Origin of the sequence: Devosia sp. (assembly GCF_034675085.1) — a bacterium.
In the GTDB taxonomy this organism is placed as follows: Bacteria; Pseudomonadota; Alphaproteobacteria; order Rhizobiales; family Devosiaceae; genus Devosia.
Genome location: NZ_JAUCDN010000073.1, coordinates 1 through 12,389, shown reverse-complemented (window position 1 = coordinate 12,389; position 12,389 = coordinate 1). Strand labels below are relative to the sequence as shown.

Genomic DNA, 12,389 nt, shown 5'->3' with positions numbered 1-12,389 from the left:
TCACGTCGCTTCTGTTGACCACCCGCAGCGTATAGTCCTGCCGCAGCCGATCGCGCAGCGCGATCAGTTCGGTCTCGGCCTTTTCGGCCGCCGCCCGATTGCCCTCGGCGGCGAAAGTCTGCCCGCGCGTGCGCAGCGCCTCGGCGTCCAGCACCGCTTGCTGTACCTTGGTTTCCTCGTAAATGGTGCGGTAGAGCGCATCGAGCCGCGCCGGCAATCCCTCGCTCAGCTCCAGCCGGGCCGCCTCGGCCACGCCGCGCTGATAGGGTTGCCACACCCCGAAAATGCCGATGCAGACCACCAGCAGCGCCGCCAGCGCCAGCGCGGCCGGCTTGCCCCAGCGCTTGCGCCCCACATAGAGCCGGGCCAGCGTGGTGCCGAAGCCGGGGGCGGGCGGATCGTAGACGAAGCGGCTTTCCTGCAAAGCCGCCACGCCTTCGCGCAGAATGCGGTCCGGCACCTCGATGCCCTGCTGGCTGTAGATTTCGCGCAGCTTCTCGATGAGCTGCTTTTCCTTGGCGTCGGTGCCGAGTTCGCGCAAGGCGAGGTCCTGCTGGTGACGGAGCGTGTCGACCACGTCCATCGCCAGCATCACCTCGTCCAAAGGAGCAGCGGGCTTGGCTGTCACGTCACTCATGGCTGGCGTTCACCCGTGGTCTGCCGCTCCTCAGCGCTTGGTTTCGAGCAGAAGCGCGTTGCCGTCGGCGGCCAGCGCGGCCAGGCGCCGCTTGCCGTCTTCCACCGCGTCGCGGATTTCCGCCGAATTCTTGGTCGAGGCCACGCGCATCTCGTTGATGATGGTGCGGCTCTTTTCCTGGAAGTTCACCACCGAATCGACCAGCTTTTTCACCGCGTCGGCGCGCACCGTCGGGCCATAGCCGGCCTTGACCGCCTCTTCCTGCACCTTGTCGCCGATTTCCGAGAGCGTTTCGAGGCTCTTGGACATGCCTTCCTTCATCGCGTTCAGCGTCTCGGTCGATTCATGCAGGCCGAACATGCCGGTGAACGAGGCCGAAAGCGCGGTCAGAACCGTCTCGTTGGTCGAGAAGAACGAGATCGACTGCTGATACACCCGCTCCTTGGCGTTGGTGGTCTGCATCAGCCGCGCCATCACCACTTCCGAGGTGTTGTAGGAGATGGTGAGATTGTCCGAGAGGTCCTTGGCGATCTGGTAGCGCTTTTCCTCGTTCTGCATGTCGCGCAGCTTTTCGTCGCGGTCCATTTCCAGCCGCGCCCGGTCCGCCGGCACGCTGCCGGTATAGCCGGCCACCGCCTCGGAGGCGGCGCTGAGGACGTCCTTCTTTTCGCCCAGGCGTTTCTCGGCCGTTTCCAGCACTTCGAGCGCCATCACCTCGGCCTGCTTCAGCGCGCCGCGGAAATCGCGATAGGCTTCCAGGATGATCTGCTCGCGGTCGATCTGGTCCTTGGTGTCCTTGGTGACCGACAGATAGGTGTCGCGGATCTTGTTGAAGCGCGTGGCGATGTCGCCCCGGCTCACCTTCATCCACACATTCGAGGCGCGCTCGAGCAGGTCGAGCTTGTTGTCGGCAAGCTGGTCCACCATGGCCTTGGCGTCGTCGCGGATCGAATCGAAGCCCTTTGTGATGTCCTCGTAGCGCTCGCCGATCTTCATGGCAGCGATCTGCTCGCGCACCACTTCGTTGAAGGCGCTGGCCTGGCTCAGCGTGCGCCCGATCAGCACCACGCGGGTCTCGTCCAGTTCGGTGATCTGGCTCAGAAGCCCGGTAATGGGCTGCTCGCCCTGGTTTTCCGGCCAGATGCCCAGGTCGCGGATGGCCGTTACGGCGCGGTCCAGATATTGCAGCGGCTTTTCCACAAGCGCGGTTGCTGCATTCTGGGTGGTCTGCGCAGTCGTTACGTCATCGGCCATTCGTGTTCTCCCATGCTGGCGCCGCTCTGGCGCTATAGATCGCCCCTGCGGGGCGTGCTGACAATTGCAAGCCGGCCCGGCGGCAACTATTTAACCCACATTGGTGCGAAAAAGCCGCACGTAAAGGGTTGGGAGCCTTTGATGGATTTCGGCGGCCGCTACCATATCGCCGCGCCCCGCGTCAGTGTCTGGGCGGCGCTCAACGATACCGATGTGCTCAAGGCCGCCATTCCCGGCTGCCACCGCATCGACTGGTCCGGTGAGACTACGCTCGATCTGGAAATCAAGGTCAATCTCGGCGTGGCCCACCCCGTCTTCAAAGGCGATCTGGCGCTCTCCGGCATCGTGCCGGCCGAGCGCTATACGCTTTCCGGGCGGGGCAAGGGCGGGCTGCTCGGGCTGGCCGAAGGCGCCGCCGATATCGTGCTCTCCGATATCGAGGCCGATACATTGCTGGTCTTTGCCGCCAAGGGCGGGGCCTCGGGCCAGATCATGAAGCTGGGCAAGGCCGTCATCGGCAATTCCGCCCAGAAGATCATCGACGGCTTTTTCCTGCGCTTTGGCGAGGCCATGGGCGCCCCCGTCATTCCGCTGGGCGAGGACGCCTGATGGGTATTTACGGAGCCCCGCGCTCCCGGCTATAGACGCGCCGGGGCCGCCGCCGGCATTGAGGTGCGTAACGCAGATTAACCTGTAACGCCCAAATTTTGACCAACCGGAAAAAATTGAGTGATTCCCTCTTGCGGCCCCTGCGTTTGCACGATTGTATTCGAAACCAGCGCACGGAGAGAATCCGTTTGAGGCCAGGCCTCGACGCTCCAGTGCGGGACAGGGAGATGACGTCAATGAAACTCACCACCTTTACCAAGGCCATTGCCGGCGGTGTCGCGCTGAGCGCGCTCCTGACGGGGGCTGCTCTTGCCGATCCGGCGCTGATCTACGATCTGGGCGGCAAATTCGACAAATCCTTCAACGAGGCCGCCTATAACGGCGCCGAGAAGTGGAAGGCCGAGACCGGCAAGACCTATCTGGACCTCGAATTGCAGAATGATGCCCAGCGCGAGCAGGCCCTGCGCCGCTTCGCCAGCCAGGGCGCCAACCCCATCGTGGTCATGAGCTTCATGTGGGAATCGGTGCTGGGGCCGCTGGCGGCTGAATTCCCCGACACCAATTTCGTGGTGATCGACGCCACCGTCGATGCGCCCAATGTGCAGTCCATCCGCTTTGACGAGCATACCGGCTCGTTCCTGGTCGGCGCGTTGGCCGCCATGAAGTCCGATTCGGGCACTTACGGCTTTGTCGGCGGCATGGACGTGCCCCTGATCCACCGCTTCTACTGCGGCTACGCCCAGGGCGTGCGCGCGGTGAATGGCGATGCCAAGCTGATCGAAACCTATACCGGCACCACCCCCGCTGCCTGGAACGATCCGGTCACGGCGGGCGAATTGGCCAAGGCCGCCATCGACCAGGGCGCTGAAGTCGTCTTCGCCGCTGCCGGCGGCTCGGGCCTGGGCGTGCTCCAGACCATGGCCGATGCCGGCAAATATTCGATCGGCGTCGATTCCAACCAGAACTACCTGCACCCCGGCTCGGTGCTGACCTCGATGGAAAAGCGCGTCGATAACGCCGTCATCGCTGCCTTCAACAGTGCCGGTGACGACGCCACCTTCACGCCCGGCCCCACCAATCTGGGCCTTGACGGCGATTTCGTCGGCTATTCGCTCGACGAATACAACAAGGACCTCATCACCGAGGACATGATCGCGCAGGTCGAGGCGCTCAAGGCCAAGATCCTGTCGGGCGAGCTTGTCGTCCACGACTACGAAACCGACATGAACTGCCCGCTGTAAGCGGCCAGCATGAACGGCGAGAACACCAACATCACGCAGCGGCCGGATTCGGCCGCTGCTTCCGCACCGGCGAATGGCTGGGCCATCGAGCTTGAGAAGATCAACAAGCGCTTCGGGGCCGTGCATGCCAACAAGGATATCGACCTCAAGGTCGCCCGGGGCACCATTCACGGCATAGTGGGAGAGAACGGGGCCGGAAAATCGACCCTGATGTCCATCCTCTATGGCTTTTACACCGCCGATAGCGGCACGATCCGCGTCAATGGCGTCGAACAGGCCATCACCGACAGCCGCCATGCGCTGGCGCTGGGCATCGGCATGGTCCACCAGCATTTCATGCTGGTCGACAATTTCACCGTGCTCGAAAACGTCGTGCTCGGCGCCGAGGATTCCGCCCTGCTCAAAAAGAGCGTCGACCGCGCCCGGCGCGAGCTGGACCGGCTGGAAAGCGAATACGACCTCGAAGTCGACCCCGATGCGATCATCGAGGATATTTCGGTGGGCCAGCAGCAGCGCGTCGAAATTCTCAAGGCCCTCTATCGCGGCGCCGAAACCCTTATTCTGGACGAGCCCACCGGCGTGCTGACGCCGCGCGAGGCCGACGATCTGTTCCGCGTGCTCGAAACCCTGCGCGCCCAGGGCAAGACGGTGATCCTCATCACCCACAAGCTGCGCGAGATCATGGCCATCACCGATTCGGTGTCGGTCATGCGCCAGGGCGAAATGGTGGCGACGGTGAGGACCGCCGAAACCTCGCCCGAGCAACTGGCCGAGCTGATGGTCGGCCGCCGGGTGCTGCTGCGCGTCGAAAAGGGCGCCGCCAATCCCGGCAAGACCCTGCTGGAAGTGCAGAACCTCGTCGTTAATGACGATATGGGCATCACCCGCGTCAAGGATGTGAGCTTTTCCATCCGTGCCGGCGAAATCGTCGGTATCGCCGGGGTGTCCGGCAATGGCCAGTCCGAATTGCTCGAAGCGGTCACCGGCATGCGCGACCAGCGCGCCGGCAAGGTCATTCTCAATGGCAGCGCGCTTTCGCTGCGCGGCGATGACGGTGCCGCGCGGGCGCGCGCCGCCGGTCTCGCCCATGTGCCCGAGGACCGCCAGCGCATGGGTCTGGTCACCAGCTTCAGCGAATGGGAAAATGCCATTCTGGGCTATACCGGCAGTCCCGAATACGGCGCGGGGCCGCTGCTGGATATCGGCGCGGCCAAGGCCAAGGCGACCGAGCAGATGAAGACGTTCGACGTGCGCCCGGCCGACATCAATCTCAAGACGGCGCTGTTTTCCGGCGGCAACCAGCAAAAGATCGTGCTGGCGCGCGAGATGGATCGCGATCCCGACGTGCTGGTGGTGGGCCAGCCCACGCGCGGCGTCGATATCGGCGCTATCGAATTCATCCACAACCAGATCATCAGGATGCGCGATGCGGGCAAGGCCATCCTGCTCGTCTCGGTCGAGCTTGATGAAATCCGCTCGCTGGCCGACCGGATCCTGGTCATGTTCGACGGCCAGATCGTGGGCGAGGCCGATCCGGCCACCGCCAGCGAAGGAGAGCTTGGCTTGATGATGGCCGGCGTCGTCGAGGAAAGGTCCGCTTCGTGAGTGCGCTTAGACCCCTGCCGCGCTGGGCCGATGTGACCCTGCTGCCCCTGCTTAATCTGGCTCTGGCCATCTTCGTGTCGGGGCTGGTCGTGCTGATGATCGGGCAGAACCCGCTCACCGCCATCTGGGCCATCGTCACCGGCGCCTTCGGCAATGGCTACAATATCGGCTACACGCTCTATTACGCGACCAATTTCATCTTTGCCGGCCTGGCGGTAGCGCTGGCGGCGCATGGCGGCCTGTTCAATATCGGCGGCAATGGCCAGGCCTATGTGGCCGGGCTCGGCGTCATCATCGTGGCCCTGGCCTTGCAGAATACCCATTGGCTGATCGTGGCGCCGGCGGCGCTGGTCGCGGCAGCCGTGTTCGGGGGCGCCTGGGCCTTCATTCCCGGCTATCTTCAGGCCAAGCGCGGCAGCCATGTGGTGATCACCACCATCATGTTCAATTTCATCGCCTCGGCGCTGATGATCTACATGCTCAACCGCGTGCTCAAGCCGGCGGGCGTCTCGGGCCCGGAATCGGCGATGATCGCCGAAACCGGCCGCATGCCCAAGCTGGGCAGCTTTTTCGCTCCCTTCAATTATACCCCGGTCAATCTCTCCATCTTCATCGCCATTCTGGCGCTGGTGGGCGTCTATATCCTGCTCTGGCACACCAAATTCGGTTATGCCCTGCGGGTTATGGGGCAGAACCCCACGGCGGCGCGCTATGCCGGCATTTCCAATTCGCGCATGATCATCGTCACCATGACGCTGTCGGGCGCGCTGGCCGGGCTGGTCGCGTTCAACGAAGTGCTGGGGGTGCAGAACCGGCTGGTGCTCGATTTCATGGGCGATGTCGGTTTCGTCGGCATCGCCGTGGCGCTGATGGGGCGCAATCATCCCATCGGCATCGGGCTGGCGGCGCTGCTGTTCGGCGCGCTCTATCAGGGCGGCAACGAACTGCAATACGTCATTTCCGGGCTCGACCGCACCGTGGTGGTCATCATCCAGGCCTTGGTGATCCTGTTCACCGGCGCCATGGAAGGGCTGTTCCGCCCCGGCCTGCAACGCGGCTTCATGCTGTTCTCTCCCGAGCAGAAGGCCGATGCCGTCGCTGTCTCCAGCGCCCGCACGGAGGGCTGAGCCATGGATTTGGGCGCCATTCTCTCCATTCTCGACGCCACGCTCCGCCTCTCGACGCCGCTGCTGCTGGCGTGCCTGGCCGGGCTTTATTCCGAGCGCGCCGGGGTCTTCGATATCGGGCTTGAGGGCAAGATGCTGGCGGCCGCGTTCGGGGCCGGCGTCGTCGCCGCGCTCACCGGCTCGGCCTGGCTGGGCCTGCTCGCCGCCATCGGCGTGTCGATGGCGACATCCGCGCTGCAAGGCGCCGCGGCCATTTCGCTCAAGGGCAACCAGCTCATCGCCGGCGTCGCCATCAACATGCTGGCGGCGGGGCTGTGCACGTTCCTGGGCCAGCAATGGTTCCGCCAGGGCGGCCGCACCCCCGCTCTTGGCCCCAATGGCCGCTTCAGCACCATCGATCTGCCCTTTGCCCGGGAGCTGGCCGATGTCCCGGTCCTGGGTCCGATCTATTCGGAGCTGATTTCGGGCCATTATCTGCTGGTCTACATCGCCTTTCTCATGGTGCCGCTCACCGCCTATGTGCTCTATCGCACCCGCTTCGGGCTGCGCCTGCGCGCGGTGGGTGAAAACCCCAAGGCGGTCGACACCGCCGGCATTTCCGTCACTCGCATGCGCTATTCCGCCGTGCTCATCACCGGGGTGCTCTGCGGGCTGGCCGGCGCCTATTTCTCCATCGCGCAGGGGTCGGGCTTCGGCAACAACATGACGGCGGGCAAGGGCTTCATCGCCCTGGCCGCGCTGATCTTCGCCAAGTGGAAGCCGCTGCCGGCTATGTTCACCTGCCTGTTGTTCGGCTTCCTCGATGCCTTGCAGATCCGCCTCCAGGGCGCGCGTCTGTTCGATATCGAGATTCCGGTGCAGGCCATCCAGGCCTTGCCCTATGTTCTCACCGTGGTCCTGCTGGCCGGCTTCATCGGCAAGGCCGTGGGCCCCAAGGCGGGCGGCGTGCCCTATACCAAGGAGCGCTAGGCCATGAGCGAGGTCGTCAGCGAGATCGACAAGGCCCTGTTCGCCGCCGCCGAAGCCGTTCGGGCCCGCGCCTACGCGCCCTATTCGAAGTTTCAGGTGGGCGCGGCGATCCTGGCCGATGATGGCAATATCTATGCCGGCTGCAATGTCGAGAACGCCGCCTATCCGGTGGGCAATTGCGCCGAGCCCAGCGCCATCGCCGCCATGCTGGCCGGCGGCGGCAAGCGCATCAGGCGCATCTATGTCACCGGTCCCGGCGCTATGCCGGTCACCCCCTGCGGCGGCTGCCGCCAGCGCATCCGCGAATTTGCCGATGCGGATGTGGAAATCGTCTCCCATGGCGTCGACGGGGCGCCGCTGGTGCAGACTTTGGCCCAATTGCTGCCGCATAGTTTCGGGCCCGAATATCTGGCGCCCTGATGAAGGGGCCGCCTCACGCGGCCCGGAGGAAAAGCGATGAGTCTCAAGGTCGTGGGCAGCAAGCCCCCTGAGCCCGCCCATAAGCGCAATCCCGGCTATCCGCTGGATCTCGATTGGGTGGAGCGCATCCGCATGAACCGCTCGGCGCTGGAGCGCCGCGCCGGCAGCATCGGTGCCCGCCGCACGGTCAAGAAAGACTACCAGCTCGCCTGGCTGCTCAGGGCGATCACCATGATCGACCTGACCACGCTCAATTCCGACGATACGCCCGGCCGCGTCGAGCGCCTCTGCGCCAAGGCCCGCAATCCCCTGCGCGCCGATATCCGCCAGAAACTGGGCGTCGATCATTTGCGCATCCTGCCCGGCGCCGTCTGCGTCTATCACAGCTTCGTCAAGACGGCGGTCGGCGCGCTCGAAGGCACCGGCATTCCCGTTGCCGCCGTCTCCACCGCCTTCCCGCACGGCCTCGCCCCGCTCGAAACCCGCATCGGCGAGATCGAGGCTTCGGTGAAGGATGGCGCGCAGGAAATCGACATCGTCATCGAGCGCGGCATGGTGCTGCGCGGCGACTGGCAGGGGCTCTATGACGAGGTTCGGGCCTTCCGCAAGGCCTGCGGCGACGCTCACATCAAGACCATTCTGGGCACCGGGGAGCTGGCCACCCAGACCAATGTCGCCAAGGCCTCCTTGGTCTGCATGCTGGCCGGCGCCGATTTTATCAAGACCTCCACCGGCAAGGAAAAGGTCAATGCCAACCTCGTCACCAGCCTCACCATGCTGCGCATGATCCGCTGGTTCGCCGAGGAAACCGGCATCGAGATCGGCTACAAACCCGCCGGCGGCATTTCCACGGCCGGCGACGCGCTCAAATATATGGCGCTGGTCAAGGAAGAGCTGGGCACCCACTGGCTCCAGCCCCATCTCTTCCGCTTCGGCGCCTCCAGCCTGCTCACCGATATCGAGCGCCAGCTCGAACATGGCCTGACCGGCCATTATGCCGCCGATTACCGCCAGCCGATGGTCTGATCGCGTTGGAAATTTCCGGCACTCTGAAGGAGGCCAGCAGATGAACAAGATCGCAGAGATTTTCGACAGCCTCGACTACGGCCCGGCGCCCGAGGGTCCCGATCAGGCCATTGCCTGGCTCGACAGCCGTGGTCGCCGCTTCGGCCATTTCATCGATGGGCAATGGACCGCGCCGGGGAAGACCTTCTCGGCCGACAATCCCGCCACCGGGGCCTCTCTGGCCGAAATCACCGATGGCACGCCCGAGGATGTCGATGCGGCGGTCAAGGCCGCCCGCGCCGCCTTCAAGTCCTGGAGCGCGCTGTCCGGCTATGAGCGCGGCAAATATCTTTATGCCATCGCCCGCATGGTCCAGAAGCATTCCCGCCTCTTCGCCGTGCTCGAAACCATGGACAATGGCAAGCCGATCCGCGAAAGCCGCGACGCCGATATCCCATTGGTGGCGCGCCATTTCTACCATCACGCCGGCTGGGCCACCCATCTGGCGCGTGAATTTCCCGGCCATGAGCCCTATGGCGTTTGCGGCCAGATCATCCCGTGGAACTTCCCGCTTTTGATGCTGGCCTGGAAGATCGCTCCGGCGCTGGCGGCGGGCAATACGGTGGTGCTCAAGCCCGCCGAATTCACCTCGCTCACCGCGCTGCTCTTTGCCGAGATTTGCGAGCGCATCGGCCTGCCCAAGGGTGTGGTCAATATCGTCACCGGCGAGGGTGATACCGGCGCCGCCATCGTCAACCATCCCGACATCGACAAGATCGCCTTCACCGGCTCCACCGAGGTGGGCAAGCTCATCCGCGCCGCCACCGCCGGTTCGGGCAAGGGCCTGTCGCTCGAACTGGGCGGTAAGAGCCCTTACCTCGTCTTCGAGGATGCCGATCTCGACAGCGCCGTGGAAGGGCTGGTTGAGGCGATCTGGTTCAACCAGGGACAGGTGTGCTGCGCCGGCTCGCGCCTTCTGGTGCAGGAGAGCATCGAGGAAAAATTCATCGCCAAGGTGCGCCGCCGCATGGCCAGCCTGCGCGTCGGCGATCCGCTGGATAAATCCATCGATATCGGCGCCATGGTCGCTCCGGTGCAGGTCGAGCGCATCCGTGACCTGATGAAAAAGGGCATTGCCGAAGGCGCCCATGTCTATGAGCCCGATGGTCCGCTTCCGGCCCAGGGCTGTTTTCTCAAGCCCGCGCTCGTCACCAATGTTTCCCCCGCCAATACACTTGTGGCCGAGGAGATTTTCGGCCCCGTGCTCGTCGCCATGAGCTTCCGCACCCCCGAGGAGGCGGTGGCGCTGGCCAACAACACCCGCTATGGCCTCGCTGCGACGCTATGGAGCGAGAATATCAATCTCGCCCTCGACATCGCCCCCAGGCTCAAGGCCGGCGTTATCTGGATCAACGGCACCAACCAGTTCGACGCCGCCGTCGGCTTCGGCGGCTACAAGGAGAGCGGCTTCGGCCGCGAAGGCGGGCGCGAAGGCATGGCCGCCTATCTCAAGCCAAGCTGGGAGAAAACGCTGAAAGCGTCTTCTCCCAGCGCAGCCCCCGCGAAGGCGGGGGCCGCCAATCCGCTCGACGCCGCCCAGATCGACCAGACCGCCAAAATGTATATCGGCGGCAAGCAGGCCCGCCCCGATAGCGGATATAGCCGCCCCGTTTTCGGCCCCAAGGGCGAACTTGTGGGCGAAGTGGGCGAGGGCAACCGCAAGGATATCCGCAACGCGGTGGAAGCGGCCCGCGCCGCCTCCGGCTGGGCCACTACATCCGCCCATGCCCGCGCCCAGATCCTCTATTTCCTCGCTGAAAATCTCGATTACCGCCGCGACGAATTTGCTGCCCGCATCAAGGCGCAGACGGGCCGCAACGGCGCCGAAGAAGTCGCCCGCGCCGTCGAGCGCCTCTTCGCCTTTGCCGGCTGGGCTGATAAATATGACGGCGCGGTGCATAATGCGCCGCTGCGCGCCATCGCCGCCGCCATGGTCGAGCCGCTGGGCGTGCTCGGCATCGTCGCGCCCGAAGCCAACCCGCTATTGGGCGCGGTGGCTCTCCTGGCTCCCGCCATTGCCATGGGCAACAGTGTCGTGCTCGTCCCCTCCGCGCGCGCGCCGCTGTCGATGACCGATTTCTATCAGGTGCTCGAAACCTCCGACATGCCCTCGGGCGTGGTCAATATCGTCACCGGCGATGGCGAGGCGCTGGCCAAGACCCTGGCCGAGCATGATGGCGTCGACGGGCTCTGGTTCATGGGTTCGGCCGCCGGCTCGGTCATGGTCGAAAAGGCTTCCGTGGGCAATCTCAAGCAGACCTGGACCAGCCGCGGCCTTGCTTACGATCTCTCCGATGAGCGCTTCGCCGGCGACTATTTCCTTGCCCGCGCCACCCAGGTCAAGAATGTCTGGGTGCCCTACGGCGCCTGAGCCGCCGGTGGCGCTGCCGGTGCCTCGTCCTCGGGGGCGAGGAAGATCGCTTCGAGCAGCGCCAGCGCCATAATGGCGGCCATCATGGCGCCGCCGGTCATCACCACGCGCTGGAGCACCACTTCCAGCGCGTCCCGCCCGCCCGTCGTCGCCTGCAGGATCATCACCAGCGCCGCCGAGCAGGTATATTGATAGATCAGCGGGCGGCGCTTGCCGGTGGTCATCTTGTCGATCAGGAAATAGGTGACCACCGTGCACAACAGGATCAGCACCGGCAGTTCCGGGATCATGCTGTAGATCGTCAGCACCCCGATGGCGATCAGCGCCCCCACCATGGTGCCGCCGCCGCGATCGACGATCTGGTTCACCTGCGTGCCGCGCCGGGGCTCGGCGCAGACGAAAACCAGCATGATCGGCACGATCATCAGGTTCATGTCGCCCGAAGCGAACGTGGCCAGCATGACCGGCAGGTAGACCGCGCTGCGGATCAGCAGATGCCGCCGTGCCTGCCCGCTCACCAGCGGCGCCACCACTTCTTCATGCACGCGTTTCGTGCGCGGTGGAAACAGCAGGTTGAGCCCCACCACCGCCACGCCCAGCGCCACCCCGCCCATCACCATGCTGTCGCGCATCACCGCCAGGGCATAGTCGCTGTAAAGCGCCGACATGGCCATCATCAGCGGAAACACGGTCAGCATCATGCCCCCGCGCGATCCCTTGAACAGCATCAGCGCCAGTCCGCCCACGGCCAGCCCGATATTGACCAGGGTGAAGACCATCGGCTCATTGACCGTCACCGCCGCCACCCAGCTGAAAATGATGCCGATGACGGGCAGGGCGATGGGCGTGGCGAAGACGCGGGGATTGAGCGCCCCGCGCTGGTTGGACATGATGCTCATGCCCATCACCGCCGGCAGCATGGGCATGGTGATGCCCAGCGGCTCGGCCAGCAGCAGACACAGCGCCACCGCCAGCGCCGTGCGCAGCGCCAGATAGGGGTCTTCATGGGGGTCGACGCGCGGCAGTTCTTCCATGGTCCGGGCCTACAGCATGTCCCTCGAAAGTGGGAACCGGTTTCGGGATAAGGACAT

General features: G+C 64.6%; 11 protein-coding genes. 8 read left to right on the top strand and 3 right to left on the bottom strand.

From position 1 onward, the window contains the following. Together VDP82_RS06725 and VDP82_RS06720 are read right to left on the bottom strand one after the other, a co-directional pair. The coding region (locus tag VDP82_RS06725; RefSeq protein ID WP_323014081.1) for a DUF6384 family protein at positions 1 to 637 on the bottom strand (637 nt) is incomplete at its 3' end. 30 nt (positions 638 to 667) lie between these two features. Beyond that, the gene (locus VDP82_RS06720; protein ID WP_323014080.1) at positions 668 to 1,891 is read right to left on the bottom strand and encodes a cell surface protein; all 1,224 of its coding nucleotides are present in this window, start codon (positions 1,889 to 1,891) and stop codon (positions 668 to 670) included. A gap of 141 nt (positions 1,892 to 2,032) precedes the next feature. Between VDP82_RS06720 and VDP82_RS06715 the strand changes: the two genes are divergently transcribed. The 8 genes from VDP82_RS06715 (at position 2,033) to VDP82_RS06680 (ending at position 11,298) form a co-directional block, all read left to right on the top strand. Continuing rightward, positions 2,033 to 2,500, top strand: a complete 468-nt coding sequence (locus VDP82_RS06715; protein ID WP_323014079.1) for a CoxG family protein — start codon at positions 2,033 to 2,035, stop codon at positions 2,498 to 2,500. Positions 2,501 to 2,736: 236 nt separating this feature from the next. Next, a complete protein-coding gene (locus VDP82_RS06710; RefSeq protein WP_323014078.1) occupies positions 2,737 to 3,741 on the top strand; it encodes a BMP family ABC transporter substrate-binding protein in 1,005 nt (334 codons plus the stop codon). 9 nt (positions 3,742 to 3,750) lie between these two features. Then, on the top strand, positions 3,751 to 5,346 hold the full coding sequence (locus tag VDP82_RS06705; RefSeq protein ID WP_323014077.1) for an ABC transporter ATP-binding protein: 1,596 nt from the start codon (positions 3,751 to 3,753) through the stop codon (positions 5,344 to 5,346). Next, positions 5,343 to 6,473, top strand: a complete 1,131-nt coding sequence (locus VDP82_RS06700; RefSeq protein WP_323014076.1) for an ABC transporter permease — start codon at positions 5,343 to 5,345, stop codon at positions 6,471 to 6,473. The genes VDP82_RS06705 and VDP82_RS06700 overlap by 4 nt, the downstream gene beginning before the upstream one ends. Before the next feature lie 3 nt (positions 6,474 to 6,476). Next, positions 6,477 to 7,442 (top strand): ABC transporter permease, encoded by a 966-nt coding sequence (locus tag VDP82_RS06695; RefSeq protein WP_323014075.1) that lies wholly within the window; start codon positions 6,477 to 6,479, stop codon positions 7,440 to 7,442. Positions 7,443 to 7,445: 3 nt separating this feature from the next. After that, positions 7,446 to 7,862 carry a cytidine deaminase gene (locus tag VDP82_RS06690; protein ID WP_323014074.1) on the top strand — a complete coding sequence of 139 codons (417 nt, stop codon included), beginning with the start codon at positions 7,446 to 7,448 and terminating at the stop codon, positions 7,860 to 7,862. A 36-nt stretch (positions 7,863 to 7,898) separates the two neighbouring features. Beyond that, positions 7,899 to 8,888, top strand: coding sequence for a deoxyribose-phosphate aldolase (gene deoC / locus VDP82_RS06685; RefSeq protein ID WP_323014073.1), 990 nt, complete (start codon positions 7,899 to 7,901; stop codon positions 8,886 to 8,888). A gap of 40 nt (positions 8,889 to 8,928) precedes the next feature. Beyond that, entirely contained in the window at positions 8,929 to 11,298 is a 2,370-nt protein-coding gene (locus tag VDP82_RS06680; protein ID WP_323014072.1) for an aldehyde dehydrogenase family protein, read from the top strand. Here the strand turns inward: VDP82_RS06680 and VDP82_RS06675 are convergent. Then, complete coding sequence (locus tag VDP82_RS06675) at positions 11,286 to 12,332, bottom strand: FUSC family protein (RefSeq protein WP_323014071.1); 1,047 nt, start codon at positions 12,330 to 12,332, stop codon at positions 11,286 to 11,288. The two genes, VDP82_RS06680 and VDP82_RS06675, sit on opposite strands and share 13 nt — an antisense overlap. Between the last annotated feature and the right edge of the window lie 57 nt (positions 12,333 to 12,389).